Annotated in this window: 23 protein-coding genes; 12 read left to right on the forward strand and 11 right to left on the reverse strand. The window is 61.3% G+C overall.

Going from position 1 to position 25,207, the window contains the following annotated elements; translation table 11 throughout:
* Positions 1-9 precede the first annotated feature (9 nt).
* Positions 10-945, forward strand: a complete 936-nt coding sequence (locus tag ACIX9_RS07720) for a tyrosine recombinase (RefSeq protein WP_013579919.1) — start codon at positions 10-12, stop codon at positions 943-945.
* Positions 942-1,874, forward strand: a complete 933-nt coding sequence (locus ACIX9_RS07725; RefSeq protein ID WP_013579920.1) for a tyrosine-type recombinase/integrase — start codon at positions 942-944, stop codon at positions 1,872-1,874. Before ACIX9_RS07720 ends, ACIX9_RS07725 begins: the two co-directional genes overlap by 4 nt.
* Before the next feature lie 113 nt (positions 1,875-1,987).
* On the opposite strand, the gene ACIX9_RS07730 is transcribed toward ACIX9_RS07725, so the two are convergent.
* The 3 genes from ACIX9_RS07730 to ACIX9_RS07740 form a co-directional block, all read right to left on the reverse strand.
* Positions 1,988-2,512, reverse strand: coding sequence for a hypothetical protein (locus ACIX9_RS07730; protein WP_041596990.1), 525 nt, complete (start codon positions 2,510-2,512; stop codon positions 1,988-1,990).
* A gap of 32 nt (positions 2,513-2,544) precedes the next feature.
* On the reverse strand, positions 2,545-4,518 hold the full coding sequence (locus ACIX9_RS07735) for a sensor histidine kinase (RefSeq protein ID WP_013579922.1): 1,974 nt from the start codon (positions 4,516-4,518) through the stop codon (positions 2,545-2,547).
* 75 nt (positions 4,519-4,593) lie between these two features.
* Positions 4,594-5,997 carry a sigma-54-dependent transcriptional regulator gene (locus ACIX9_RS07740; RefSeq protein WP_013579923.1) on the reverse strand — a complete coding sequence of 468 codons (1,404 nt, stop codon included), beginning with the start codon at positions 5,995-5,997 and terminating at the stop codon, positions 4,594-4,596.
* A 108-nt stretch (positions 5,998-6,105) separates the two neighbouring features.
* On the opposite strand from ACIX9_RS07740, the gene ACIX9_RS07745 reads away from it, so the two are divergent.
* Positions 6,106-6,498, forward strand: coding sequence for a rhodanese-like domain-containing protein (locus ACIX9_RS07745; protein ID WP_013579924.1), 393 nt, complete (start codon positions 6,106-6,108; stop codon positions 6,496-6,498).
* Between the two features lie 16 nt (positions 6,499-6,514).
* Here ACIX9_RS07745 and ACIX9_RS07750 read toward each other — a convergent pair whose 3' ends face one another.
* Positions 6,515-8,584 carry a S9 family peptidase gene (locus ACIX9_RS07750; protein ID WP_013579925.1) on the reverse strand — a complete coding sequence of 690 codons (2,070 nt, stop codon included), beginning with the start codon at positions 8,582-8,584 and terminating at the stop codon, positions 6,515-6,517.
* 114 nt (positions 8,585-8,698) lie between these two features.
* Here ACIX9_RS07750 and ACIX9_RS23660 point away from each other — a divergent pair, with 114 nt between their 5' ends.
* From ACIX9_RS23660 to ACIX9_RS07775, 5 genes are all read left to right on the forward strand, one after another.
* Complete coding sequence (locus tag ACIX9_RS23660) at positions 8,699-9,373, forward strand: DUF4142 domain-containing protein (protein WP_013579926.1); 675 nt, start codon at positions 8,699-8,701, stop codon at positions 9,371-9,373.
* 39 nt (positions 9,374-9,412) lie between these two features.
* Complete coding sequence (locus tag ACIX9_RS07760) at positions 9,413-10,186, forward strand: TPM domain-containing protein (RefSeq protein ID WP_013579927.1); 774 nt, start codon at positions 9,413-9,415, stop codon at positions 10,184-10,186.
* 84 nt (positions 10,187-10,270) lie between these two features.
* A complete protein-coding gene (locus ACIX9_RS07765; protein ID WP_013579928.1) occupies positions 10,271-10,852 on the forward strand; it encodes a LemA family protein in 582 nt (193 codons plus the stop codon).
* A gap of 88 nt (positions 10,853-10,940) precedes the next feature.
* Positions 10,941-12,212 (forward strand): magnesium transporter MgtE N-terminal domain-containing protein, encoded by a 1,272-nt coding sequence (locus tag ACIX9_RS07770; RefSeq protein ID WP_013579929.1) that lies wholly within the window; start codon positions 10,941-10,943, stop codon positions 12,210-12,212.
* 162 nt (positions 12,213-12,374) lie between these two features.
* Positions 12,375-13,637, forward strand: a complete 1,263-nt coding sequence (locus ACIX9_RS07775; protein ID WP_013579930.1) for an Nramp family divalent metal transporter — start codon at positions 12,375-12,377, stop codon at positions 13,635-13,637.
* 97 nt (positions 13,638-13,734) lie between these two features.
* On the opposite strand, the gene ACIX9_RS07780 is transcribed toward ACIX9_RS07775, so the two are convergent.
* Positions 13,735-14,214, reverse strand: a complete 480-nt coding sequence (locus tag ACIX9_RS07780; RefSeq protein ID WP_013579931.1) for a (deoxy)nucleoside triphosphate pyrophosphohydrolase — start codon at positions 14,212-14,214, stop codon at positions 13,735-13,737.
* 35 nt (positions 14,215-14,249) lie between these two features.
* A complete protein-coding gene (locus ACIX9_RS07785; protein ID WP_013579932.1) occupies positions 14,250-14,960 on the reverse strand; it encodes an HAD family hydrolase in 711 nt (236 codons plus the stop codon).
* Between the two features lie 156 nt (positions 14,961-15,116).
* Here ACIX9_RS07785 and ACIX9_RS07790 point away from each other — a divergent pair, with 156 nt between their 5' ends.
* Positions 15,117-15,632: a pyridoxamine 5'-phosphate oxidase family protein gene (locus ACIX9_RS07790; RefSeq protein ID WP_013579933.1), complete on the forward strand. Its 516-nt coding sequence runs from the start codon at positions 15,117-15,119 to the stop codon at positions 15,630-15,632.
* A 142-nt stretch (positions 15,633-15,774) separates the two neighbouring features.
* On the opposite strand, the gene lolA is transcribed toward ACIX9_RS07790, so the two are convergent.
* From lolA to ACIX9_RS07805, 3 genes are all read right to left on the reverse strand, one after another.
* On the reverse strand, positions 15,775-16,380 hold the full coding sequence (gene lolA / locus ACIX9_RS07795) for an outer membrane lipoprotein chaperone LolA (RefSeq protein ID WP_049789247.1): 606 nt from the start codon (positions 16,378-16,380) through the stop codon (positions 15,775-15,777).
* Between the two features lie 114 nt (positions 16,381-16,494).
* Positions 16,495-17,016, reverse strand: a complete 522-nt coding sequence (locus tag ACIX9_RS07800) for a prepilin-type N-terminal cleavage/methylation domain-containing protein (RefSeq protein WP_013579935.1) — start codon at positions 17,014-17,016, stop codon at positions 16,495-16,497.
* A gap of 227 nt (positions 17,017-17,243) precedes the next feature.
* Positions 17,244-18,554 (reverse strand): M16 family metallopeptidase, encoded by a 1,311-nt coding sequence (locus ACIX9_RS07805; protein ID WP_013579936.1) that lies wholly within the window; start codon positions 18,552-18,554, stop codon positions 17,244-17,246.
* A gap of 118 nt (positions 18,555-18,672) precedes the next feature.
* Between ACIX9_RS07805 and rlmN the strand changes: the two genes are divergently transcribed.
* On the forward strand, positions 18,673-19,788 hold the full coding sequence (gene rlmN, locus ACIX9_RS07810; protein WP_157477872.1) for a 23S rRNA (adenine(2503)-C(2))-methyltransferase RlmN: 1,116 nt from the start codon (positions 18,673-18,675) through the stop codon (positions 19,786-19,788).
* 60 nt (positions 19,789-19,848) lie between these two features.
* On the opposite strand, the gene ACIX9_RS07815 is transcribed toward rlmN, so the two are convergent.
* Together ACIX9_RS07815 and ACIX9_RS07820 are read right to left on the reverse strand one after the other, a co-directional pair.
* Positions 19,849-20,109, reverse strand: a complete 261-nt coding sequence (locus ACIX9_RS07815) for a hypothetical protein (RefSeq protein WP_013579938.1) — start codon at positions 20,107-20,109, stop codon at positions 19,849-19,851.
* 61 nt (positions 20,110-20,170) lie between these two features.
* A complete protein-coding gene (locus tag ACIX9_RS07820; protein WP_013579939.1) occupies positions 20,171-21,199 on the reverse strand; it encodes a gluconeogenesis factor YvcK family protein in 1,029 nt (342 codons plus the stop codon).
* Between the two features lie 136 nt (positions 21,200-21,335).
* Here ACIX9_RS07820 and ACIX9_RS07825 point away from each other — a divergent pair, with 136 nt between their 5' ends.
* Both ACIX9_RS07825 and ACIX9_RS07830 read left to right on the forward strand, forming a co-directional pair.
* Positions 21,336-23,462, forward strand: coding sequence for a DUF1800 domain-containing protein (locus tag ACIX9_RS07825; protein ID WP_013579940.1), 2,127 nt, complete (start codon positions 21,336-21,338; stop codon positions 23,460-23,462).
* 202 nt (positions 23,463-23,664) lie between these two features.
* A complete protein-coding gene (locus tag ACIX9_RS07830) occupies positions 23,665-24,999 on the forward strand; it encodes a DUF1501 domain-containing protein (protein WP_013579941.1) in 1,335 nt (444 codons plus the stop codon).
* Positions 25,000-25,207 lie beyond the last annotated feature (208 nt).

Genomic DNA, 25,207 nt, shown 5'->3' on the forward strand with positions numbered 1-25,207 from the left:
TCTATGGACATGGGTACGGGGAACGGGCGGTTGCTGTCCGAGTATGGGGTTTATCTGCGGGTGGAGCGGGGGCTGCGGCCTAATAGCTGCGAGGCTTATGGGCGGGATTTGCTGCAGTTTGCGGAGTTTCTGGAGAAGCGGGATGGGTTGCTGGTGGGGGCGACGCAGCAGGATGTGGGGGAGTTTCTGGGGCAGTTGCGGGGGCATGCCGTGGAGAGCCGGAGTGTGGCGAGGAAGCTGAGTGGGTTGAAGGGGTTTTATAAGTGGCTGCTGATGGATAAGCGGGTGCGGCATGATCCTACGTTGAATGTGGCTTCGCCCTCGGTTTGGAAGATATTGCCGAAGAGTATGGCGGAGAGTGAAGTGGTGGGGATGTTGGAACGGACCGGGGTCGCGGCAAGGGCGGCGGATGCGGATGGGATCGCGTTGAGGGATCATGCGATTTTGGAGTTGCTTTATGCGGGCGGGCTGCGGGTGGGGGAGATATGTGCGCTGCGGGTGGAGGATGTTCGGCTCGAAGATCAGAGGGCGCAGGTGAGGGGGAAGGGCGATAAGGAGAGGATTGTGCCGTTGGGGCGGCAGGCTTGTGATGCGCTGGCGATCTATCTGGATCGGGGGCGGCCGGGGCTTGCGCGGGGGGCTGGGGCGGGGATGCGGCGGGAGATGTTCTTGAGTGTTCGGGGGAGGGCGCTGACGAGGCAGTGGGTTTGGGAGATGGTGAGAGGGTGCTCGGAGAATGGGGATGCGAGTCCGCATAAGCTGCGGCATAGCTGTGCGACGCATATGGTCGAGCATGGGGCGGATTTGAGGAGCGTGCAGACTTTTCTGGGTCATGCGGATATCGCTACGACGCAGGTGTATACGCATGTCGCTCTGGGGCATTTGAAGGAGGTGCACCGGTTGCATCATCCTCGTGCGAAGCGGCGAATGGGAGTGGCAGTATGAACGAGTATGAGGTTTTGGCGGATGGGTTTCTGGCTATGCTGCGGAATGAGCGTGGGGCGAGCGAGCATACTGTTCGGGCTTATACGCGGGAGGTAAAGGACTTTGCGGCTTACCTGGCGGGGGAGATGGGGGAGCGGGGGATTGGGGCTGTCGAACACCTGCATATACGGGGGTATTTGAGCGTGCTTTACGCTCGGGGGCTGGAGAAGAGCAGCATGGCGCGGGCGCTGGCGAGTGTGCGGAGCTGGTTCAAGTGGCTGGCGAAGGAAGGGAAGGTGGAGCAGAATCCGGCGCTGCTGGTGTCGACGCCGAAGCGGGCGCAGCATCTGCCGCGGGTGCCGAGTGCGGAGGAGGTGAACCGGGTGATGGATTCGCTGGAAAGTGCTGATGGGGGGACGTGGCCGGAGCGGGATCGGGTGATCTTTGAGCTGTTGTATGGGTGCGGGATTCGGAACTCTGAGCTCTGTGGGTTGGATATGGGGAATGTGCAGTGGGCGAACGATGCGGTGCTGGTTCGAGGTAAAGGTAAGAAGGAACGGCTGGTGCCTCTGGGGGATGAGGCTGCTGCTGCGGTGAGAGCCTATATGCCGCAGCGTGCGGAGAGGTTGGCGGCTGCGGGGAAGGGTGGGTTGATTGGGGATGGGGCGCTGTTGATGAATGCCCGGATGAGGGGGACTTGCAGGTTGACTACGCGGAGTGTGGGGCGGATTGTGAAGGCGATCGCGCAGAGCCGGGGGCTGGCGGCGGATGTTCATCCGCATACGCTGCGTCATGCTTTTGGGACGCATATGCTTGAGGATGGGGCGGATCTTAGGGCGATCCAGGAGATGCTGGGGCATGAGCGGTTATCGACGACGCAGCGGTATACGCAGTTGACGGTGGGGCAGGTGCAGAGGGTTTATGAGGAGTCGCATCCTCGGGCGCTTTAAGGTGGCTGACGATGCGAAGAACAAGCAACGGCAGCAGCCCGGAGCTGAAGCCCCATGTTTTGGATGCTTTGACGGGGGCCTGAAGGCCCCCTCTAATCCGACAGCAAGTGCGGCTACTTGGAGAGGTCGTCGAGGAGGAGCTTGGCTTTGGTGGCGAGGGTGACGGCTCCGTCGGCGTCGCCTGAGTCGAGGGCGGTGCGGGCTTCGTGCTGGAAGTAACGGACGCGGGCTATGGCGTCCTTCTGCTTGTCCTGGATGGTGGGGGCTAGTCCGCTGAGGCGCTTTTCCAGGTCGCCGATCATGTCTGCGGCTCTCAGCTTCTTCTCTGGCGTGGCGTCACCGCCGGCGGTGAGGGCTCCGATGACATCACGGGCCTCCGGTGTGGGTACGCCGGAGGACGCGATCTGGGTGGGGGCAGCCGTGGGGATGACCGGTTTCTTTTTCTTCGGCTTCTTCTTTTCCGGCAGCTTGACGGTTGTGACGGGAGTTGGGATGAGGGGAACCTGGGCAACTACGGGTGGTTTAGCGGGTTCCGGAGCGCTGGCCAAGGGAACCTGGGTGGGTGGCGCTGCAGGCAGGACGATGCGTGTCTTGTGGTGGAAGACGCAACCCGTATCCACAAGGCAAAGCAGCGACATTGTCAGCAACCTGAGATCACGACCCACAGACATCAACTTGCCCTCCCCGCCATCAAACGCGAGCCTGTTCTATTGTCACTCAGAATCAGAGGAAGTCTCATCGTAAACGCTGCACCTGCACCAACTTCGGACGTTACTTCCATTGCACCGCCGTGCATCTGGATGATGCGGTAGGTCATGGCTAGCCCTATTCCACTGCCCTTGGGCTTGGTAGTGAAGTAGAGCTCAAAGATTCGCGGCATCAACTCCGGGGGGATGCCGGGGCCCTCATCGGCTACGACGAGGAGGGCTGTATCGCCGTCGCGGCGGACGCCGACGCGGAGAATACCGCCCTGCTCCATGGCCTGCATGGCGTTGAGCATGAGGTTGAGCATGGCCTGGCGGAGCATTTCACCATCGGCGCGAACCATGACGGCGGGCTCCAGGGCGCAGCGGACTTCAACGTTATGCTCTGCCATCTCCGCTCCAGTGAGATCGACGACGCGCTCGACGACCTCACGGAGATCGATCTCGCTGAGGTGCAGCTCCATGGGACGGGTGAAGTCGGCGAGGGTCTGGACGACGCGGTCGAGGCGTTCCATCTCACTGGCGAGGATGTCGACGTGGCGCTGTGCTCCCTGGAGGAATCCACGGCCTTGTCCGGCGGCCTCAAGCTTGGCGCGGAGGAGTTCAAGGTGCACGACCATGGCGTTGACGGGGTTCTTGACCTCATGGCCTACGCCTGCGGTGAGGCGGCCGATGGCGGCGAGGCGGCGAGAGACGTCAAGTTCCTGCTCCAACTGCTTGGCTGATCCAGCGTCACGAAGGGTCAGGAGGGTGCCCATGTGTTCCTTCCCACGGCCTGCGTCGATGCGATCAAGGCTGATCTCTACCTCGCGGCCGTCTTCGAGGCGGACGCGCTGGCCAGTGACCTTACCATCCTGCTCGAAGGCTGATCGTACTGCCTGACCGAGGGCTGTGGTGGGAAGAAAGATCTCTTCCAGCCTCTTTCCCATCATGGCACCGTGGGGAATGACGATCTGGCCAGCGGGGTCCGGGGTTCGTAGGAACTGGGCCACGGCGTCCGAGACCATGGCGGCGCGGCCCTCCGCCGTGAAGAGGATGACGCCCTCGCGGAGAGTGTCGAGCACGTGGTTGAAGTTGGCGCGGAGGTCGGTGTAGCCGGCTTCCGTGGTGCGGAGTTGTTGGCCGAGGCGATCGATGGTGTTGGTGACACGCACGACGGCGTCTGTTTTTGCGTCGGGAACGCTGCCCGGGAGTGCTCCGACGACGGGTCTGCCGCCGCCAAGTTCCATGCCGGCGGCGATGCTGTCATTGGAGAGGGTGAGGCGCTCCAGGCGGCGGCTGATCTCTTCAATAGGACGGACGGCGACGCTGGCGAGGAGCGCGGCTGCAACCATGGAACCGCCGCCTGCTACGAGGGCGAAGATGAGAGCGTCCCAGAGCCAGGGGGCGTAGTTGTCCTTGAGGAAGGAGGAGCGGATGCCGATGTGGACGATGAGAAAGGGTTTGTTGTTGCGCTGGAGCGGCAGGGAGACGTCCAGCACGCGCGGCTTGCCGAAGACCTCTCTCCATTGATAGGGAAGGTTGCCGTCCCGTACACGCTCAAAGGCGATGCGCGACGCGATGTGCTGGTTGACCATGGTGGGGTCCGTGCTGACCAGGGTGAGGCCGTTGGCATCCGTCACGCTGACCTCCTGCACGGCAGGACTGTAACGCACGAAAGAACTCATGGTGTCGTTGAGAGGGTCGTGGCTTTGTAGGGCTTCCGCAACGGCATTCTGGAGAGCTTCGTTTGAGAGGTTCTCAGGCGGGTGAACGACCAGGCCGACCTCAACGGCCTGGCGGGTCATGAGCAGGACCTGACGGGCCATGACGTCGTTGGCGGAGGCGGTCTGTGCGATGCGCTGACGGAGCAACTCTCCCAGGAAGAGGGCGGAGAGGACGATGACGATGACGAAGGCTGAGCCTGTCGCGGCAAGCACGAGCTTGGTCTTCAGGCGCATCGTCCGCTCTCAGTCTGTTTGCCCATAGCTTTCAGAGGATAACGCCGGGCGACGTGCATTCCTGCTTGTTTCTTTTTATTCGAGGCCGGCAGCCGCGTACTCCTTGAGCTTGTTCTGGAGGGTCTTGGTGCTGACTCCGAGGATCTCCGCGGCGCGGGTCTTGTTGTTGTGCGTGGAGGTGAGGGTCTTGAGAATAAGCTGGCGCTCGGCTTCGTCGACCGTGGTGCCGACTTCTACGTGGACTGCGGTATCGCTGAGGGCAGGACCCTGGGCGGCGGGTGCGCCGGAGGCCTTGGGGGCGAAGCCGGCTTCGCCGAAGTGGGGCGGGAGATGCTCGACGCCGATGAGTCCTTTGCCGGCGAGGATGACGGCGCGTTCAATGGTGTTGCGAAGCTCGCGAACGTTGCCGGGCCACTTGTAGTTGAGGAGGCGGGACATGAGTTCTTCCGACGCGCCGGTGACGGAGCAGCCGTGGCGCTCATTCATGTCCGCGATCATCTTTTCCGCGATGATGGGGACGTCGCTGACGTGGGCGCGGAGGGGGGGCATCTGAATGTTGAAGACGTTGAGGCGGTAGTAGAGATCGCCGCGCAGCTCGCCTGCGGAGACGGCGCGTTCCGGGTCCTTGTTGGTTGCGGCTACTACGCGGACGTCGACGGGGGTTTCTGTCTTGGAGCCGAGACGGCGAAGCTTGCGATCTTCCAGGACGCGGAGGAGCTTGGCCTGGGTTGCGGCGGGCATCTCGCCGATCTCGTCCAGGAGGAGGGTGCCTTCTTCGGCCAGCTCAAAGCAGCCGGCGCGGCGCTCGAGGGCTCCGGTGAAGGCGCCTTTTTCGTGGCCGAAGATCTCGCTTTCAATGAGGGTCTCCGGGATGGCGGCGCAGTTGACGGCGACGAAGGCCTTGTTGCGCCGGCCGCTGAGATCGTGGAGGGCGCGTGCAACGAGCTCTTTGCCGGTGCCGCTCTCTCCGGTGACGAGGACGCTGACGTTCGACGGGGCTACGCGCTCAATGAGCTTGAAGACGGCCTTCATTTCGGGCGAGGTGCCGACCATGTCGCCAAGGGTGTTTTCGCTTTTGGCGACGCGGATGGGAGTTTCGACGTCTTCATCGGCTTCCACCTGGCGGCTGGCGCTCTGGAGGATGGCCTTGAGGCGGGCGGGCTCCACGGGCTTGGGGAGGTAGTCGTATGCGCCCATGCGCATGGCTTCGACTGCGGACTCGATTGAGCCTTGGGCGGTGAGCATGACGACGCGAATGCGTTCGGGGCGCTCCGAAATGCGGTTGAGGAGTTCCATGCCATCCATGCGGGGCATCTTGAGATCTGTGACAACGATGGCAGGGGACCAGCGGGTGACCATGTCCAGGCCTTCTGCCCCGTCTGCGGCACACTCCGTGCGGTAACCCCATGAGGCGACGAGCTCGGCGAGGCCGGTGCGTGCGTGGATCTCATCTTCGACAATCAGTACTTTCTCCTGCAAACTCGTACACCTTTCTCGTTCAGGGCAATGGAGCTGCGAACAGATACACCAATGCGTATTCAGTGTGATGCAAAAAAACGAGCGGAGATGGAAGAGTGTTGAAACAAGATGGGGAGGAACCAGATTCTGAACTGGGAGCGGCTGGCTAGTATTCTGGAAGCTATGACCGATCCTGAGATCACCCCTGATGCGTTTCAAGCCCTCCGCCAACAGACCGCCGGTACCGCCGGGGCGCCCGTTCTTTTAGACGTGCGTGAGCCGTGGGAGATAGAGACTGCGTCGCTGGCGGGGTCCGTGAATATTCCAATGGGGGATATTCCTTCGCGGGCGCATGCGGAGTTGGACCCGGACCAGCCGATTGTGGTGATGTGCCACCATGGGGCGAGATCGCTTTCGGTGACGATGTGGCTCAGGCGGGAGGGGTTCGAGCAGGCTCAGTCGCTGGCGGGTGGGATCGATTACTGGTCTAGGGCGATCGATCCCACGGTGCCGAGGTACTAAGAACAGGGCCTAGAGCCTAGACCGCCAGTTCGCGTAGGAGGAAGGCGTAGTCGAAGGCTACTTCTTTGAGGTAGTCGTAACGGCCGCTGGCTCCTCCGTGTCCGGCCTCCATGTTGATGTGGAGGAGGAGCGGGGGGGCGTCTTGTTTGAGGGTGCGGAGCTTGGCTACGTACTTGGCGGGCTCCCAGTACATGACCTGGGAGTCGTTGAGGCTGGTCTTGACGAGGATGCTGGGGAGGGGTTTCCCGGCCAGGGCGTCGAGGTTTTCGTAGGGGCTGTAGGTGAGCATGTAGGCGAAGGCCTCGGGCTCGTTGGGATTGCCCCACTCTTCGTACTCGGCGACGGTGAGGGGGAGGGTGGCATCGAGCATGGTGTTCATGACGTCGACGAAGGGGACGTGGGAGAGGACGGCTCGGAAGAGGTCCGGGCGGGCGTTGAGGACGGCACCCATGAGGAGGCCGCCGGCGCTGCCGCCTTCTATGGCGACTCTTTTTGGTGAGCCGTATTTTTGCTGGACTAAGGCTTCTGTGACGGCGATGAAGTCGGTGAAGGTGTTGCGCTTCACCATCATCTTGCCGGCGTCGTGCCAGGTGTCGCCCAGTTCACCGCCGCCGCGGATGTGGGCGTAGGCGAGGACGAGGCCGCGGTCGAGGAGGCTTAGGCGGGTGGAGGAGAAGCCTACGGGGAGGGAGTAGCCGTAGGAGCCGTAACCATAGACGTAGAGGGGGTTGGTGGCGTCTTTGGCGAACTGGTCGCGGCGGTAGACGAGGGAGACGGGGATTTGCACGCCGTCGGTTGCTGGGACCCAGAGGCGCTCCGAGGCGTAGTTGGCGGGGTCGAAGCCGCCGGGGACTGCTTGCTGCTTGAGGAGGGTGGAGGTGTTCGTGGCGATGTCGTAGGAGTAGACCGAGGCGGGGGCTACGAGGGAGGTGTAGGAGTAGCGGAAGACGCGGGTGTCAAACTCTGCGTTGACGTGGGAGCCGGCGGTGTAGGTGGGCTCGGGGAAGGTGATTTCGCGGCGGTTGGTTAGGGTGGTCGTCAGGTCGTAGACGTCCAAGGTGGGGAGGCCGGATTTGCGTTCGGTGATGACGCAGAAGGATTGGAAGAGGTCGAAGTCTTCTATGGGGATATTGGGGGCGGCGGTGTAGAACTCGGTCCAATTGGTGCGGTCCGGGGTGGCTACGGGGGTGGTGACGATGCGGAAGTTGCGGGTGGTGTCGTTGGTGCGGATGTAGAAGAGGCCGTCGCGGTGGTCGGGGTAGTACTCCTGGTCGTCCTGGCGGGGGGCTATGAGGGTGAGGGGAGCGGTGGGGTCTGCGGAGGGGAAGAAGCGGTACTCGGAGGTGGTGTGGCTGCCGGCTTCGACCATGATGTACTTGCGGTCGCTGGTGCGGCCTACGCCGAGGTTGAAGCGTTCGTCTGTTTCCTCGTGGATGAGGGGATCGCGTTCGGTGGAACCGACGGTGTGGCGGAAGAGCTTGTCGTGGCGCTTGGTCTGCTCGTCTTCGGTGGTGTAGAAGAGTGTGCTGGAGTCGGCGGCCCAGGTGAAGGAGCCTGCGCGGAGGGCGGTGTCGGGGAGGTCTTCGTTGGTGGAGAGGTCACGGATGTGGAGGGTGTACTGGCGGAAGCCGGTGTTGTCTGTAGAGTAGGCGATGAGCTTGTTGTCCGGGCTGATGCTGAGACCGCCCACGGCCATGAAGGCCTGGCCTTCGGCTAGCTTGTTGACGTCGAGGAGGATGTGCTCGGGCGTGGTGGCGTCGAAGGTCTGGCGGCGGCAGTGGATGGGGTACTGGCTGCCTTCGAGGGTGCGGGTGAAGTAGAACCAACCGTTGCTGGGGTAGGGGACGGACTCGTCTGTCTCCTGGATGTGGGAGAGCATCTCTGCGTAGAGGGTCTTCTGGAGGGGCTCGGTGGGAGCCATGTTTGCGGCGGTCCAGGCGTTCTCTGCGGTGAGGTGGGCGATGACCTCTGGCGAGGATTTGTCGCGCATCCAGGCGTAGTCGTCGTGGAGGGTCTGGCCGTGGAGGGTGGTGGGGATGGGCTGGCGGCGGGCTACGGGGGGCTGCAGGGCTGCGTGATCGGACATTCTGGTTTTCGGCTCCAGGGTTAAGGATACAGCGACAGAGTGGGATGAATTGTGGGACGGGCGTGTTCTAATGCGCTTACAATGGCAGCCGATTTGATTTGCGGAGAGTGACGTATGGGACGCAATCTTTACTACGGCTTTATTCTGAGCGGCGGTCTTTTGATGACTGCCCCGATGGCGTTGGGGCAGATCGATCCGAGCGGTAACTCGGCTTATGCGAGCAATGCCCAGATGCCGACCCCGGGACAACAGGCGGCGAGTCATGCGCAGCAGTCAGGGATGGAGCAGGAGTCGACGGCTGCGCGAACCGATCCGCAGACGATGAAGGACAAGATCTTCTTGCGGAAGGCTGCGGAGGGCGGGACGGCTGAAGAGGAGCTTGCGAAGCTGGCGTTGAGCAAGACCAGCAACGACGAGGTGAAGCAGTTCGCGCAGAAGATGCTGGACGACCATGCGAGCCTGGATGTGACGATGAAGCCGATCGCGCAGTCACTGGGCGTGATGACACCGAAGAAGATGAATAAAGAGGATCAGGCGGAGTTCGAGAAGCTGAAGGCTCTTTCCGGGACGGATTTCGATAAAGAGTATCTGGGGGCGATGATCAAGGATCATCGGATGGACCTGCACGAGTTTCGGCAGGAGTCGGCTACGGCCACGGACCCGGCTTTGAAGGATGCCGCTACGAGTGGGTCGAAGGTAATCCATGACCACCTGGTAGCGGCTTACAAGCTGGGGGTGGCGAATGGGGTGGAGGTTCCGAGGATGCCGAAGCCTGAGCCAGCCAGCTAAGGGAACTTGTAAGGGCTGTGCGGCGTAGACTTGGTTGTGATGACGCTTCGTTTGCCACGCTTTCTGGTGTTGTTGCTCCTGCTGCTTCCGGCGGCGGGAGTGGTGCGTGCGGAGAAGGTTGCCGACCTTCCGCTGCCTACCTCCTATGTGAATGACTTTGCCGGGGTATTGAGTCCGGGGACGAAGCAGAACCTTGAAGACCTTTGTGTGCAGTTGCACCAGAAGGCCAATGCGGACGTCGCGGTGGTGACGATCAAGACGCTTGAAGATGATGAGGACGTCGATGATTTTGCGGCGAAGCTTGAAGAGAAGTGGAAGCTGGGCAAGAAGGGCGAGGATCGCAGCCTGATCTACCTGCTGGTGCTGAATCCGCACAAGATGAAGGTGGAGGTTGGGTACGGGCTTGAGGGAATTCTGCCGGACGCAAGGGTGGGGCGAATCCTGGATACGGCGGTGCCTTCCGCGACGGCCGGGGACTACGATCAGGCTTTGCTGACGGGGACGCAGGGGCTGGCGGATGTGATTGCCGCCGATGCGCATGTGACACTGACCGGGACCGTGCATCACTATCGTCGAGAGGGTAGCGGGCAGAGGCAGCGGGGCGGATTCGGGCAGTTGATTGTGGTTGGGCTGTTTGTGCTGGTGCTGATCATCCTGGTGAGTACGGGGAATATCGGCTGGGCGTGGATGCTGCTTTCCATGTTTACAGGCGGGGGTGGTGGTGGCGGCGGGCGGGATGATGACCGGGGCGGCGGGTTTGGCGGGATGGGTGGTGGGTCTTCGGGCGGGGGCGGGGCTTCGAGGGACTTCTGAGGTGGAACGGATCAGGGAAACGGTTCGTATGTATGAGAGTGGTAGAGTTTAGCCGGATGAGCTTTTGAAGGAACTGGAGGAACGATGAAGGGTTTATGGGTTGCATTGGGTCTGGTGGGCGCGATTGTGCTGGTGCTGATCTTTGGCGCGGGCAGCTACATCAGCACCAAGAATGCGCTGGTGCAGAAGAATGAAGACGTCGATGCCGCTTATGCGCAGGTGAACGTGCAGCAGCAGCGCCGGATGGATCTGATTCCGAATCTTGTGGCCTCGGTGAAGGGGTACGTGAGCGAGGAGACGACGGTCCTGACGAACATTGCGAACGCTCGTGCGGGTGTTCTGGGCGCTACGGATCGTGCAAGCAGCATCCAGGCGAACCAGAAGCTGGATGTGGCGATCAGCCCGCTGCTTCGGCTGCAGGAGGCTTATCCGAATCTGAAGTCGAGCGAGCAGTTCCGGACGTTGACGGATGAACTGGCGGGGACGGAGAACAGAATCTCGATCGAGCGGCGGCGGTACGACCAGACGCTGCGCGACTACAACGTCTATGTGCAGCAGTTTCCGAACAGCTTCTTTGCGGGATTCGCCGGGTTCCACTACCGGAACGAGTACTTCAAGGGCGATGCTTCAAATGCCGTGGCTCCCAAGGTGGACTTCGGGAAGTAAGGGCTGTTGCTGAAGATGAGCCGCCGCTGACTGCGGCGGCTTTTCTTTTTGGGTGGGTGGGGTAGGATTCGAGAAGGCGGATGGCTTTGTGAACAGGCAGGCAAATCAACGGACGAGTGTTTCTGCGCTGATGGGCGTGGCGATCGCGGATGCGAGCGGGCGGCTGATGGGCCATGTCACGGAGTTTGCGGTGGCGCCTACGGTGGACGCGTGCCGGGTGGAATCGCTGGTGGTGCGGCGGAGCGGGGAGAGCAGGAAGGTTGCGCCGGCGATGGTGCGGGTGAGCTCGCTGTGCTGGAACGATGCGGGGAAGTTGCAGGTCGCGGATGGGGCTCCGACGGCGGTGGTGCTGGACGATACGGATAAATACCTGCTGCTGGAGCGTGATCTGCTGGATCAGCAGATTATCGATGTGCATGGGCACAAGGTCGTTCGGGTGAACGATGTGGATATGGTCTGGGAGGCGGGCGATGGGGATTGCGCGCTTTCGCTGCGGATTGCTGAGGTTGAGGTTGGGATTAGGGGGGCGGTGCGGAGGCTGCTGAAGGGGCTGCCGCAGGATGCGGTGGAGGCGCTGGCGAGCAGGGCGGGGGCTCGGGTGATTCCCTGGGATTTTGTGGATCTGATCGATCGGGATCCGGCTCGGCGGGTAAGGCTGAAGATCGAGCAGGATCGGCTCTCGAAGATGCATCCTTCCGACCTGGCGGACATTCTGGAAGAGCTTGCGCCGGCAGAAGGGCAGGCTTTGTTCTCAAGCCTGGACGAGGAGGTTGCTGCTGAGGCGCTGGAAGAGGTCGAGCTGAAGACGCAGAAGTCGCTGATCGAGTCTCTGGACTCGGAGACGGCGGCGGGGATTATCGAAGAGATGGACCCGGGGGCGGCGGCGGATCTGCTGGCGGAGTTGTCCGAAGAACGGTCTGACGCGATTTTGGAGGAGATGGGCGAGAAGGAGCGGCACGATGTCGAAGAGCTGCTGGAGCATGCGCCGGACTCTGCCGCCGGGTTGATGACGACTGACTTTGTGGCGGTGGGGGTGGATGGGAGTTTGGATGATGCCGTGAAGGCGCTGGAGGAGTTCGACGGCGACCTGGAGACGGTGACGGAGATCTTTCTGGTAGACGAAGAGCGGCTGGTGGGGCAGGTGCCGATGGCTCGGCTGATGGTGACGAAGAGCGGCGGGTTGAAGGAGATTGCCGAGGAACATGTGGTGAGCACGGGTGAGGCGGAGAACGGGCGTAAGGTGGCGGAGCTGTTCGACAAGTACAACCTGCGGAGTCTGCCGGTGCTGGATGAGGATAAGAAGCTGGTGGGTGTGATCCGGGCGGAGCATGTGATTGGGTGGTTGAGGATGAAGCACTGACGATGAGTTGAGGGTTAGGTTCAGGGTGGCGGGTTGGTGGGGTGAGGGGCAGGGTTTTGGGTTAGCCTTGTGGTGGGGACTCAGGATGATGCGTATGGAGCAAAAAGACGGTGGGCTGCTCTGTGCGGTTTGTGCCGGTTGCATCTTTGGGAGGGCTGACTGATGGCCTTCTGGAAGAGCTGGCGGGTTCGGATCATTCTTTTCCTGGCGGTGCTGGGGCCGGGATTCATTACGGCAAACGTGGACAACGATGCGGGTGGGATCTTTACCTACTCGCAGGCTGGGGCGGCGTATGGGTACACGCTGCTTTGGACGATGATCCCGATCACGCTGGCGCTGATCGTGGTGCAGGAGATGTGCGCGCGGATGGGCGTGGTCACGGGCAAGGGGCTAAGCGACCTGATCCGTGAGGAGTTTGGGCTGCGGATGACCTTTGTCGTCCTGATGCTGCTGGTGGTGGTGAACTTCACCAATGTGATCACTGAGTTCTCCGGCATTGCCGGGAGTATGAGTTTGTTTCACCTGAGCAAGTACGTGAGCGTGCCGGTGTGCGCGGTGCTGGTGTGGGCGCTGGTGGTGAAGGGCGACTACAAGAAGGTCGAGAAGATCTTCCTGATTGCGAGTGTGTTCTATATCGCTTACATCATTGCGGGCGTGCTGAGCGAGCCGAACTGGCATGCGGCGCTGGTGGAGACGGTGAAGCTGCCGCCACGCAATGTGTGGGGCGATAAAAGCTATGTGTATACGACGGTGGCGGTGATCGGGACGACGATTACGCCGTGGATGCAGTTTTATCTGCAGTCGTCGATTGTGGAGAAGGGCGTCAGCGTGAAGCAATACAAGGCTTCACGGCTGGATGTGATTGTGGGGTCGATCTTTACGGATGTGGTGGCGTGGTTCATCGTGGTGGCTTGCGCGGCTACGCTGTTTACGCATGGGATCAAGGACATTCCGGATGCTTCCGTAGCAGCTCAGGCGATGAAGCCTCTGGCTGGGGACTATGCGTTTATTTTGTTTGCTGCCGGGCTGTTCAATGCTTCGCTGTTCGCGGCTTCGATCCTGCCGCTTTCGACCGCGTATACGGTATGTGAGGGGATGGGGTTCGAGAGCGGGCTGGATAAGACGTTCAAGGAAGCGCCGTTCTTTTACTGGTTCTATACGCTGCTGATCGCGCTGGGTGCGGCGGTGGTGCTGATTCCGAACTTCCCGATGCTGAAGGTGGCGATTCTCTCCCAGGTGCTAAATGGATTGCTGCTGCCGGTGGTGCTGATCTTCATGCTGCGGTTGATCAACAAGCATGAGCTGATGGGGAAGTATACGAATACGGTTTGGCTGAATGTGGTGGCCTGGGCGACCGCGATTATCGTGATTGGGCTTTCTGCGGTGATGGTGTTCAATAGTTTGAAGACGGTGATTAGTGGGTAGCTAAAGCGAATCACAGAGGGCACGGAGGAAGAGAGAGGGCACAGAGATTTTCTGTGTTCTCTTTGTTTGCTCTGTGTTCTCTGCGGTTTGCTTTCTGTTAGAGGAGCTTTCCTTCGGAAAGGTCTTTGATGAGACCGAGGTCGGCGGCGAGGAAGTCGTAAGTGGGGAGGGCGGCGAGGGGGGACCAGCGGACGTCGTTGAAGATGCGGTTTTCCAGCGCGCCGGTGAAGGCGTCTACGAGGAAGAACTGGAGGTCGATGGCTCCGCCGTTGCGGTACTTGTGGCGGACACGGGCGACCTGGCGGCCGATAGTGGCGGTGATGCCTAGTTCTTCTTCGAGCTCGCGTGCGAGGGCCTGCTCGCTGGTTTCACCGTTTTCAATCTTGCCGCCGGGGAACTCCCACTTGAGGCTCATGGGCTGGTCTGGCTTGCGCTGGCAGATGAGGACCTCGCGGGCGTTGGCGGGGAGGCCCAAAGTCGGGAGGTCACGCAGGATGAGGGCCGCGACGACGAGGCGCGTGGGCCGCGGGGGATTGAAAGCACCGTTTGCATCGAGCTTGCGAATGGGTTCTTTCATCTGCTCAGTTTAGACGCGCACGGCGGGTTATTGGATTAGATAGGGCGGACCGATGCCGGGAAGTAAACAGGCCAGCCCTCTGCGGCGCTGCGATCGATGAGGGCGGGGGTGGGGTTGACGGGGTAGGCCTGGCGGGCGATGGCGAGCATGGCGGCGTCGTGGACGGAGTTGCCGAAGACGGCGTCGGGTGTGAGGATGCCAGCGCGGCGGAGGGAGTCGACCTTGCCCTGATCGGTTGGGACGTCGAGGACCTTGTCGGTGACGATGCCGTTTTCGATGGCGACGCGGGCGGAGAGGACGCGGTTGGCGGGGATGTTGAAGCGGCGGACACCTTCCTCGATGACCCAGTCGTTGGTGGAGGAGACGGCCCAGATGTCAGTTCCGGTGGCCTGGAGGTTGGCGATGACGCGGGCCAGCTCTGGGAAGATGTTGGGTTCGATGCGGGTGCTGAAGAACTCAGCTGCTGCTGCGCGCATGGTGGCTTCGGGGATGCCGCGGTAGACTTGGACCATTTCGCCGCAGATGGCGAGCTCTGAGACCTGGCCGGCTTTGTAACCCTGGTAACGGTCGTTAAGCCAGTTGACGGCTTCGGTTGAAAGGAGACCGGTTTCGATGGTCCAGACCATGAAGGAGGAGCCTGCGTCCCCGGACCAGAGGGTGCCGTCGCAATCGAAGACGGCGGTGCGAGGGGCGATGTGGGTGATGGAGGACTCGAAGGCTTCTGTGGAGAGGTGGGTGGCGGTCATCTTTTTCAGTTTAGCGGATGAAGGAAGCCCCAGAGACAAAGCAAGGCGTAACGAGGATAAGAACGATAAGGGCGGGATAGGAGCGATAGGGCGAGATGAGAGGTGCTGGGCGACCCGCGGGATGAGGGCGGGCATCAGAGGTGTTCGGAGGGTCACATGAGCGCTACGAGTGAGACACATGATCTGAGTGGGCAGGATGCGGTGAAGAAGATCGGCGAACTGATCAAGGATGTGCGGATCTGCATGATGGTTACGGCGGGGAGCGATGGGTCGTTCGACAGCCGGCCGATGGCGACGCAGGCGACGGAGTTCGATGGGACGGTTTACTTCTTGACGCGAGGGGATTCAGGGAAGGTTGGGGAGATTCAGCAGGATCAGCATGTGGGGCTGATCTACTCGGACCCTTCCAATCACAATTATGTGACGGCGAAGGGTAAGGCTTCGGTCAGCCATGACAAAGCCAAGATTCATGAGCTTTGGAATCCGATGTTCAAGGCCTGGTTTCCGGAGGGGGAGGATGATCCCGAAGTTACGGTGATCAAGGTGACGGTGAGCGAGGCGCAGTATTGGGAGGCTTCTAGTTCGAAGCTGGTGTTTGGGATTAAGTATCTGGCGGCTGCGGTTACCGGGGGGAAGGTGGATGTGGGGGAGACGGGGAAGTTGGTGCCTTAGCTGCGACGGCCCGGGGCTAAAGCCCCTTGTTCGCGGCGACGGTTGACGGGGGGCTAAAGCCCCCCTCTAATCCGAACAGCAACAGCAACAGCCAATACGGGGTTTCTTACCCTTACAGGGTCAGGGTGACGGATGTAGCGGATTAGATGGGGGGGGCACCGGTGATGATGGTGACTCCCGGGGGTGGGGTGAACTGGAAGTCGGCGTTGGTGGCGGGGATGTTTTCCTTCATTTCGGTGAAGGTGAACTCGGTCTTGGCTCCGTCGATCTCTTCTACCTGCATGGCGGTGATCAGGCCTTCGGGGGTGACTTGCAGCCCGAGTTGATGGATGCGCTGCTGCATGCCTTTGGGGATGCCGGTGATTCGGAACTCAGTGCCTACGGGTGTGACTTTGATCTGGTCGAGCTCTTTTTTTAGTTGGGTGTGGCCTAGCAGGAAGCGGAGGGGGGTGTGCAGGTCGTCCATCTGCTTGGCGGGGATCTTCTGGGCCTGGGGGTCGCCGGGGGTGTAGAACCAGGCGAATTTGCCGTCGAAGACGAAGAGCTTGCCGGCGGGGACGTCGTAGTGCCAAGCCATGCGGCCGGGCTTCTTGAGCAGGAGGGTGCCTGACTCGGAGCGGTCCATGCCCATGCCGGTGTAGTGCTCGCGGTAACGGGCGCGGAGGCTGGCAAGGTGGTTGTAGTGGTCGTCTACTTTTTGGAGCAGGGCATCTTGCGGGGATTGGGCTGCCGCTGATGCGGCGAGCATCAATGCAAGGCTGAGGGTGATTTGAGATTGCAAGGTAAGGTACCGTTTCAAGTGCAAATGCGTCCTAACGCCGGACGGGCGGTGCTTCGCACGGTGCTGGACGCTTCGCGTTTCTTACTGCAGGGTGGTGGTGCAGTTGGTGCCGCCGGCTGCGTCGGTCTTCATGATGTTGTTTTCATCCATACAGAAGCCTCGGTCGCCGGAACGCCCGATGGAGGTGGGGACGGCGGTGATCTCGTAGCCGGTGAACATGTCCTGATTGTTGACGGTGACCTTGGTGCAGTTGGTGATGTTGAAGGTATAGCCCTGCTTCTGGCCGGCTGCGAGGGTGGGGTCGAGGATCTGTGCGGCCTGGGCAGAGGGCGCGCCGGAGCCGGGGACGCCGCCCATGGAGGCGAGGGAGCAGGAGAAGCCATTCTGGGGATAGGCGGAGTTGTAAGACAGCTCGGCCTGTCCGATGGCCTTCACGGAGGCGATGGCGGAGGTTTCTGCGGCGGTCTTGCGGAGCTTGAGGAGCTGGGGGATGGCGAGGGTCATGAGGATGAGCATGACGGACATGACGATGAGGAGCTCGATGAGAGTGAAGCCTTCTTCATGGTTTCCCTGGAGCGCGGAGCGGATCTTTTTGGAGTTCATGGGTCCTCTGAGCTTGCTTGATCTTCCAACAAGACTTTATCAGGTGTTGGGTGATGGGTTAAAGACGTATGGCGGAGGGAAAGGGGTTGCGCGGCTAAGAACAGGCAACGGCAACTACGGAGATTCTCCGCTTCGCGCAGAATGACAGACCAAAACAAGCGACGGCAACGGCAAAGGCCACTACGGAGGTTCTTCGCTTCGCTCAGAATGACCCGCTATGGGGGCGGTCAGCAGGCGAGGTCGGCGCGGGATACTTTCATGGGGCCGAGGTTGCCTAGCAGGGTGAGGGCGAGGAGCTCGGGGCGGAAGAGGTCGTTGGCGATGCGCTGGAGGTCGGCGGGGTTGACGGCGTCGATCTCCTGGACGATGTCTTCTACCGTGAAGAAGCGGCTGAAGTACATCTGCTGGCGTGCGAGGTTGGACATGCGGCTGGACGAGCTTTCGAGGCCGAGGACGATGTTGGACTTCATCTGGTCTTTGGCGCGCTTGAGCTCGGCGTCCGGGACGATTTCTTCTTTGAGGCGGCGGAGCTCGGAGAGGGTGAGCTGGAGGGTCTTTTCGGTTTTATCAAGGGAGACGCCGGCGTAGATGGAGAGGGAGCCGGTGTCGCGGAAGGGGCTGAGCTCGGAGAAGATGCTGTAGGCGAGGCCTTGCTCTTCGCGAACGGACTGGAAGAGGCGCGAGCTCATGCCGCCGCCGAGGATGGTGTTGAGGATGTAGAGGGCGAAGCGGTCTGTGCTCTGGACGGGCGGGGCGGGCATGCCGAGGCAGAGCTGGACCTGCTCCAAAGACTTTTTCTTCTTGAGGGTGATGTGGGGGGTGATGGTGGGGTGCTGGTCGATCTGGGGGGATGGCGGGGCGGCGGGGAGATGGCCGAAGGCGCGCTCGACTCGTTCTACGAAGGCGTCATGCTCAAGGTGGCCGGCGGCGGAGAAGACGATGTTGGCTGGGGTGAAGCGGTGTTTGTGGTGGTCGATGACGGTCTGCTGGTTGAAGCTGGAGACGGTCTTGACGGTGCCGAGGATGGGGCGGCCGAGGGGGTGATTCTTCCAGAAGTTCTGGGTGAAGACCTCGTGGACGACGGAGTCGGGGGAGTCTTCGTCCATCTTGATCTCTTCAAGGATGACGCCTTGCTCGCGCTCCAGATCTTCAGGGGAGAATTTTGGATTCAGGACCAGGTCTGAGAGGACGTCCATGGCGGGCGGGAGGTTTTCGTCGAGGACCTTGATGTTGAAGCAGACGGTTTCCTTGCCGGTGAAGGCGTCGAGGTTGCCGCCGATTGAATCGACTTCACGGGCGATGTCCTGTGCGGAGCGGGTGGGGGTGCCCTTGAAGACCATGTGCTCGACGAAGTGTGAGATGCCGTTTTCCGGGGCGGACTCGTCGCGGGAGCCTTGTTTGATCCAGGCGCCCATGGAGATGGAACGCATGTGCGCCATGGACTCGGTGAGGACGAGCATGCCGTTGGGGAGGATGGTCTTGCGGATGTTGCGGGGGGCGTGGGTGCGGGGGTGCTCGGCGGACTGGGTTGCGGACATGCTTCTCCTTGAACTCCTTATTGTTTCATATGGTGGCTTGCGGGTTCGGGCGGGGTTTTCTTCCAGCCGCCAGCTTCCAGCTATGAGCTGCCAGCTTGAGGCGGTAGACTGGTATGTGATGACAGGTTTAGGCAATGGCGGGGCGTTGTTTGGGTTGAGTGGGGCGGAGCTTCGGGCGCTGGTTGAAGATATGGGGGAGCGTCCGTTTCGGGCTAAACAGTTAATTGACGGGCTTTACAAGCAGCGGGTTGGGGCGGTGGAGGAGATTACGACGCTGCCGATCGCTGTGCGGGAGAGGCTGGCTGCGGAGGGTTGGGTGGTTGGGCTGCCGGAGTTGGCGCAGACGGCTAAGTCTGTGGATGGGACGGAGCGGTACCTGGTGAGGCTGGCGGATGGGGAGACGGTCGAGACGGTCTGGATGCCGGGTGGGGATGGGGCGGAACTTCAAGAAGGGGATGAAGGTCCGGGGTATAAACGGGCTACGATCTGTGTTTCCAGCCAAGTGGGATGTGCGGTGAATTGCCAGTTCTGTTTGACGGCGAAGCTGGGGATGCGGCGGAATCTGACTGCGGGGGAGATCGCAGGGCAGGTGACTGCGGTGCTGAACCGGCAGGGAATTGTGATTGGCAAGGACCGGATCAATCTGGTGTTTATGGGGATGGGTGAGCCGTTTTTGAACTACGACTCGTTCATGGATGCGGTACGGCTGCTGGTGAACGAGATGGGAATTCCGGCTTCACGGATGACGGTCTCTACGAGCGGGATCGAGCCGGCGATACGGCGGTTTGCGCTGGAGCCGATCAGGCCGAATCTGGCGCTGAGTTTGAATGCCTCGAACGATGTGGTGCGGGAGAGCATCATGCCGATTACGCGGAAATGGGATATCGAGGCGCTGCTGGATGCGGTGAAGTCGGTTCCGCTGCGGCGGCAGGAGTATGTGACGTTTGAGTATGTGCTGCTGGGTGGGGTGAACGATCAGCCGGAGCATGCCCGGGAGGTGCTTGCCTTGCTGAAGGGGATGCAGGCCAAGGTAAATCTGATTGTGTGGAATCCTGGGCCGGGGGTGGCTTATGAGCAGCCCTCACAGGAGGCTGCGGATGCTTTTCACAAGATGCTGGTGGTGGGTGGGGTTCCAGCGTTTACCCGGCGGCCGCGGGGTAGGGATATTTATGCGGCTTGTGGGCAGTTGAAAAGGACCGTAGAGGAGCCGGGGTTGGTGACGATTGGGGCTTAGAGATCTCTGGAAACCCACGTCCGAGAATTCGGACATGGGGAACCCAGTTTCGTCGCGGCTTTAGGCGCAGGAGGCTGTGGGTTGCTCGTGCTGCTCGGTCATCCAGCGCTCCATGAGGGTTCCGGCGCAGCGGTTGCCGCAGAGGTGGATGACACTCTCTTCATGAGCATGCTCCTGCTCCCAGCGGGTGAGCTTGATGAGGGGTTGGGTGCCTTCAGTGCGGACGAGGGGCAGGCAGTCCTGCCAGGCCAGGAACCACTGGCCGCTGGTGCCTTTTTTGTCGCCGCAGATATCGCAGGTATAGCTTTCGGTGAAGGACATGATGGCAGTATAACGGCAGTTTGCAGGCAGTGGTGGAGTAGTGATGAGGCAGGAAGTACAACTACAGGGCTAGTTTGAGGAGGGAGTCGGTGACTTTGTCGTAGTCGTGGCGAAGGACATCGCCTTCGTGGACGAAGGGGCCGGTGATGGGTTCCACGCCTAAGGAACGGATGCGGGCGAGGTCGGGCTCTATGGGTTGCTGGCCTTCGCGGGCGTATTGGGCCAAGAGGGTGGGGCTGATGGGGGCGGTGTTGATGAGGGCGTAGTCGAAGATGGGGTGCCCGCCGGCGTGCTGGAGGATCTTTTCGATGTGCTCGGATGCGGTGAGGCCGATGGACTCGTTGGCCTGGGTCATGAGATTGCAGACGTAGACTCGGGTGGCTTTGGAGGCGGCGAGGGCTTCCGGGATGCCTTTGACCAGGAGGTTGGTGATGAGGCTGGTGTAGAGGGAGCCGGGGCCGAGGGTGATGAGGTCTGCGTTGCGGATGGCTTCGATGGCTTCAGGGAGGGGCTGGGCGTCTGCGGGCGAGAGGGTGAGCTCTACGATGCGGCGCTGGCTGGCGGTGATGTTGGTTTCACCGTTGACGATGGTGCCGTCGTCCATGCGGGCGGAGAGAGTGACGTCGGTGTTGGTGGCGGGGTAGATGACGCCTCGCGTGGCGAGGATCTGGGAGGACATCTGGACGGCCTGGGCGAAGTCGCCCGTGATGTGGGAGAGGGCGGCGAGGAAGAGGTTGCCGAAGGAGTGGCCCTGGAGGTCGCCCTGGGCGAAGCGGAACTGGAAGAGCTTGGAGAGGAGGTGCTCGTCTTCCGAGAGGGCGACCATGCAGTTGCGCACGTCGCCGGGGGGAAGCATCTTGAAGTCTTCGCGAAGACGGCCTGAGGAGCCTCCATCGTCGGTGACGGTGACGACGGCGGCGAGATCCCGGATGAGGCAGGGGAGGTCTTTGCAGGCGGGGTCTTGGTTATTCGGGGGTGCGGTGCCGATGGGGGCGGCTACGTATCGCTTGAGGCCGCGGAGGAGGGTGGAGAGGCCGGTGCCGCCGCCTATGGCTACTACGCGGAGGGGAGTGGTGTGGGGGGGGGTCATTGCTTCTTTGATTATGACGGATGGGTGGGTGGAATTTCCGTGCGGCTCCGTGCGGGCGTCGGGGAGTGGCAAAACAAAAGCGCGTTGGGCGCAACTTTGGGTGATAGTAGGGTTTGTTCTGGTAGGAGCCTTTCCCATGACTGTTGATTTGAAAGCACTTGGCCGGATGACGTTAGCGGTTTCGCTCTGTGGGTTGCTAGCGGGGGAGCCTTTGGTGGCGGCGGTTCCGGCTGGGACGGAGTTGCGGGGGGACGCGCGGGTGCTTCATGCGCTGAACCGGTTTACGTTTGGGCCGAGGCCGGGGGATGTGACGGCGGTGAAGGCGATGGGGTTGAAACGGTGGTTCGACCTGCAGCTTGAGCCGGGGAAGATCGATGATTCGGCGCTCGATGCCAGGCTGGCGCAGTTTCCGGCGATGGGGCTTTCGGTGGGGGAGTTGATGAGCCGGTATCCGGGGCCGCAGGCGATTCGGGCGATGGAGGCTGGACGGAGGGCGCTGCCGAGCGATCCTACGGCTCGGGTGATTGCGACGGATGAGGTTGCGTTTTACAAGATGCAGAAGGCACAGAAGGCGGGGAAAGAGACTCTGAAGCAGGCGGCGGCTGAGCCGGTGGATGCGGATGGAATGATGGCTGCGGGGCAGTTGGCCCCGGGGCAGACTGCGGGAGACAAGCCGCTGGCTGCGAATGAGGTTTCGGCTGCGGAGCCGATGATGGATGGGCCGGTTGCGGGTGGGATGAGCCATGAGGCGGTGATGGCGATCGTCAATCAGCCTCCGGCGCAACGGTATGACAGTCTGCTGGCGTTGCCGGCGGGCGACCTGGTGAGTCTGCGGCGAGGGATGAAGCCGAGGGAGCTTTTGCAGTTGGTGGATGGGTTGACGCCGGTGCAGAAGGAGACGTTGCAGGCTCTGCCGGGTGCGGTGCGGATGGTGGCGCTGGAGAGCATGGAGAGCCGGCTGGAGCGGGATATTTATAGCGACCGTCAGCTCGAAGCGGTGATGACGGACTTCTGGCTGAACCACTTTAATGTGTATCTGCGGAAGAACCAGCAGGAGCCTTATCTGATTCCGACGTATGAGCGGGAGACGATTCGGCCACATGCGCTGGGGAGCTTTGAAGACCTGTTGGTGGCGACGGCGAAGAGTCCGGCGATGCTGATGTATCTGGACAACTGGCGGAGCACGGGGCCGGACTCGCAGGCGGCGGCGAGGATCAAGCGGATTCAGCAGATGCGTCCGAATGGGCCGATTGCGAAGAATGCCAGTGCTGGGCTGAACGAGAACTACGGGCGCGAGTTGATGGAACTGCATACGCTGGGTGTGGGGGGCGGGTATTCGCAGGCGGATGTGACGCAGGTGGCGAAGGTGTTTACGGGGTGGACGATTGATAAGCCGTATGGACAGGCGGAGGATGGGGCGGGTGGGTTCGTGTTCGACGGGCGGCGGCATGAGCCGGGCGCGAAGGTGGTGATGGGGCAGACGATCAAGGAAGGGGGCGAGAAGGAAGGGCTCGAGGTGCTGCATATGCTGGCGACGAGCCCGGCTACGGCTCGGTTTATTTCGACCAAGCTGGCGGTTCGGTTTGTGAGCGATGCGCCTCCGCAGGCGCTGATCGACCGGATGACGACTAGCTTTCTGGCGAGCCATGGGGATATCAAGACGGTGCTGCGGACGATGTTCGATGCGCCGGAGTTCTGGGCTCCAGATGTGGAGCGGGCGAAGGTGAAGACGCCGTTGGAGTTTGTGGTTTCTGCGGTGAGGGCGGGTGGGGTTGAGGTGAATAACGCGCAGCCGCTGGTGAAGGCGCTGGATAAGCTGGGGATGCCGCTGTACGGGATGCAGACGCCGAATGGGTATAGCTGGATGAAGGATGGTTGGGTGAGCACGGGGGCGTTGGTGAGCCGGATGAACTTTGCGCTGGTGCTGACGGATGACCGGATGCCTGGGGCTCGGACGGAGTGGGGGCGGCTGCTGGGGGGTGTTCAGAATGTTTCCTACGAGGCGGATGCCAAGGAACGGCGGCTGGAGGGGATACTGCTGGGGTTTGCGGTAAGTGAGAAGACTCGGGCGGCGGTGCTGAGTCAATCCAAGGATGGGGGGATTGCGGATCAGGCTGCGGCTCAGTTTGATTTGAGTGGCGGGGGGAAGAAAGGTGCGGGGAAGGGCTTGAGGGTGATGGCTGGGGGTGGATCTCCGGATGATGCTCAGGCTGCGGTGATGGCTGGGCTTTTGTTGGGGTCTCCGGAGTTTCAGCGGCGGTAGGAGGGAAGGTGCCGCTTCATGGCGAACAGACTGAGTTGATCAAGATTGATAAGAGCGATCGAGACTGATAGGACAGACAAAGACAAGAGCAAGAGCAACGGCAACGACCAATACGGAGGTTCTGAGCTTCGCTCAGAATGACGACGTAAGATGAGCAACTTTGTTGTAGGCGTAGAGTTTTACTGAGTAGGGGTTATCTGACATGGCGAACATTCGGCAGACACTGATGGACCGGAGCGACTGGGGTTGCGATATGCAGGGGCGGGATGTCGCGCGGCGCGGGTTGGCGGGTGGGGCTACTCGGCGAGGGTTTATGAAAGGTGGGGCGCTGGCGCTGATTGGGACCTCTGTGATTCCGGGGTTTCTGCTGCGGAGCGTGATGGCGGAGGCTACTACGGCGGCGGCCTCGAACAAGAGGCTGGTGGTTCTGTTTCAGCGTGGGGCTGCGGATGGACTGAACATTGTCGTGCCTTATCAAGAGAAGAACTACTATGCGATGCGGCCTACGATCGCGATTCAGCAGAAGGATGTGCTGGACCTGAATGGGTTCTTTGGGTTGCATCCGGCGATGGCGGCCTTCAAACCGCTGTATGACCAGGGACATCTGGCGGTGATTCATGCGGCGGGGTCGACGGATACGACGCGGTCGCACTTTGATGCGCAGGATTTTATGGAGTCGGGGACTCCTGGGGTGAAGTCGACCCAGGATGGCTGGTTGAATCGGGCGCTGCTGGCTGGGCCGGTGCCGGCGGGTGCGCCTTCGGCGTTTCGGGCGGTGGCGCTGGGGACACAGGTGCCGCGGACGCTGCAGGGGAAGATGCCGGCGATTGCGGTGAGTAATCTGGCGGATTTTTCTGTGGGCGGGAAAGGTCCGACCACTTCGGCGATTTCGAATGCGTTTCAGGCGATGTATGACGAGAGCTCCGACGCGGTGCTGCATGGGACGGGGCAGGAGACGTTTGAGGCGGTGAAGATGCTGAAGGCTGCCGATCCGGCGCACTATCAGCCGGCGGCGGGGGTGACGTATCCGAATACTCCGTTTGGGAACTCGCTGAAGCAGATTGCGCAGTTGATGAAGGCGAACCTTGGGGTAGAGGCTGCGTTTTCAGATATCGGGGGATGGGATACGCACCAGAACCAGGGGGCGGCTACGGGGCAGTTGGCGAATCGGCTGACCGAGTTTGCGAATGGGATTGCGGCGTTCTGGAAGGATATGGGCGACGGCGCGGAGAACATTACGCTGGTGACGATGAGCGAGTTCGGCCGGACGGCGAAGCAGAATGGGACGGGCGGGACCGACCACGGACATGCGAATGCGATGTTCGTGCTGGGCGGTACGGTGAAGGGTGGGAAGGTGTATGGAAAGTGGCCGGGGCTGGATAACGCTCAGTTGAATGAGGGCAGGGACCTGGCGGTGACGACGGATTTCCGCCGGGTGCTGGGCGAGGCTGCTTATAAGACTTTGGGTGCGCGGAAGCTGGAGACGGTGTTTCCGGGTGCACAGCTTGATCCTTCAGGGTTCCTGAATTTTGTGTAACCCGCTTGGTTTCAGTACTGGTGCGTTGGTTGTAGAGACGACTTTGGGATAGTACCCTTATTCTTCATTTACGGAACAACTTTTTCGCGGGTTCCGCGTCTTAATGAATGTAGCAAGCGCCGAACTTTCAGTTCCCTCGGTTCGGTTTCCCCTATCTGCAACACCACTCCCTACCTATATGTAAGGCGCCCTGAATATCGGGCGCCTT

This window comes from Granulicella tundricola MP5ACTX9 (assembly GCF_000178975.2).
In the GTDB taxonomy this organism is placed as follows: domain Bacteria; phylum Acidobacteriota; class Terriglobia; order Terriglobales; family Acidobacteriaceae; genus Edaphobacter; species Edaphobacter tundricola.

What these genes read in the sequence shown, in the direction of transcription:
- ACIX9_RS07820 (WP_013579939.1), bottom strand. Translation starts at nt 21,199, where the DNA reads ATGACCCCCCCCCACACCACTCCCCTCCGCGTAGTAGCCATAGGCGGC.
- ACIX9_RS07815 (WP_013579938.1), bottom strand. Translation starts at nt 20,109, where the DNA reads ATGTCCTTCACCGAAAGCTATACCTGCGATATCTGCGGCGACAAAAAA.
- ACIX9_RS07745 (WP_013579924.1), top strand. Translation starts at nt 6,106, where the DNA reads ATGGGGAGGAACCAGATTCTGAACTGGGAGCGGCTGGCTAGTATTCTG.
- rlmN (WP_157477872.1), top strand. Translation starts at nt 18,673, where the DNA reads ATGACAGGTTTAGGCAATGGCGGGGCGTTGTTTGGGTTGAGTGGGGCG.
- ACIX9_RS07780 (WP_013579931.1), bottom strand. Translation starts at nt 14,214, where the DNA reads ATGAAAGAACCCATTCGCAAGCTCGATGCAAACGGTGCTTTCAATCCC.
- ACIX9_RS07725 (WP_013579920.1), top strand. Translation starts at nt 942, where the DNA reads ATGAACGAGTATGAGGTTTTGGCGGATGGGTTTCTGGCTATGCTGCGG.
- ACIX9_RS07830 (WP_013579941.1), top strand. Translation starts at nt 23,665, where the DNA reads ATGGCGAACATTCGGCAGACACTGATGGACCGGAGCGACTGGGGTTGC.
- ACIX9_RS07785 (WP_013579932.1), bottom strand. Translation starts at nt 14,960, where the DNA reads ATGACCGCCACCCACCTCTCCACAGAAGCCTTCGAGTCCTCCATCACC.
- ACIX9_RS23660 (WP_013579926.1), top strand. Translation starts at nt 8,699, where the DNA reads ATGGGACGCAATCTTTACTACGGCTTTATTCTGAGCGGCGGTCTTTTG.
- ACIX9_RS07775 (WP_013579930.1), top strand. Translation starts at nt 12,375, where the DNA reads ATGGCCTTCTGGAAGAGCTGGCGGGTTCGGATCATTCTTTTCCTGGCG.
- ACIX9_RS07790 (WP_013579933.1), top strand. Translation starts at nt 15,117, where the DNA reads ATGAGCGCTACGAGTGAGACACATGATCTGAGTGGGCAGGATGCGGTG.
- ACIX9_RS07750 (WP_013579925.1), bottom strand. Translation starts at nt 8,584, where the DNA reads ATGTCCGATCACGCAGCCCTGCAGCCCCCCGTAGCCCGCCGCCAGCCC.
- ACIX9_RS07800 (WP_013579935.1), bottom strand. Translation starts at nt 17,016, where the DNA reads ATGAACTCCAAAAAGATCCGCTCCGCGCTCCAGGGAAACCATGAAGAA.
- ACIX9_RS07765 (WP_013579928.1), top strand. Translation starts at nt 10,271, where the DNA reads ATGAAGGGTTTATGGGTTGCATTGGGTCTGGTGGGCGCGATTGTGCTG.
- ACIX9_RS07735 (WP_013579922.1), bottom strand. Translation starts at nt 4,518, where the DNA reads ATGCGCCTGAAGACCAAGCTCGTGCTTGCCGCGACAGGCTCAGCCTTC.
- ACIX9_RS07730 (WP_041596990.1), bottom strand. Translation starts at nt 2,512, where the DNA reads ATGTCGCTGCTTTGCCTTGTGGATACGGGTTGCGTCTTCCACCACAAG.
- ACIX9_RS07760 (WP_013579927.1), top strand. Translation starts at nt 9,413, where the DNA reads ATGACGCTTCGTTTGCCACGCTTTCTGGTGTTGTTGCTCCTGCTGCTT.
- ACIX9_RS07825 (WP_013579940.1), top strand. Translation starts at nt 21,336, where the DNA reads ATGACTGTTGATTTGAAAGCACTTGGCCGGATGACGTTAGCGGTTTCG.
- ACIX9_RS07720 (WP_013579919.1), top strand. Translation starts at nt 10, where the DNA reads ATGGGTACGGGGAACGGGCGGTTGCTGTCCGAGTATGGGGTTTATCTG.
- lolA (WP_049789247.1), bottom strand. Translation starts at nt 16,380, where the DNA reads ATGCTCGCCGCATCAGCGGCAGCCCAATCCCCGCAAGATGCCCTGCTC.
- ACIX9_RS07805 (WP_013579936.1), bottom strand. Translation starts at nt 18,554, where the DNA reads ATGTCCGCAACCCAGTCCGCCGAGCACCCCCGCACCCACGCCCCCCGC.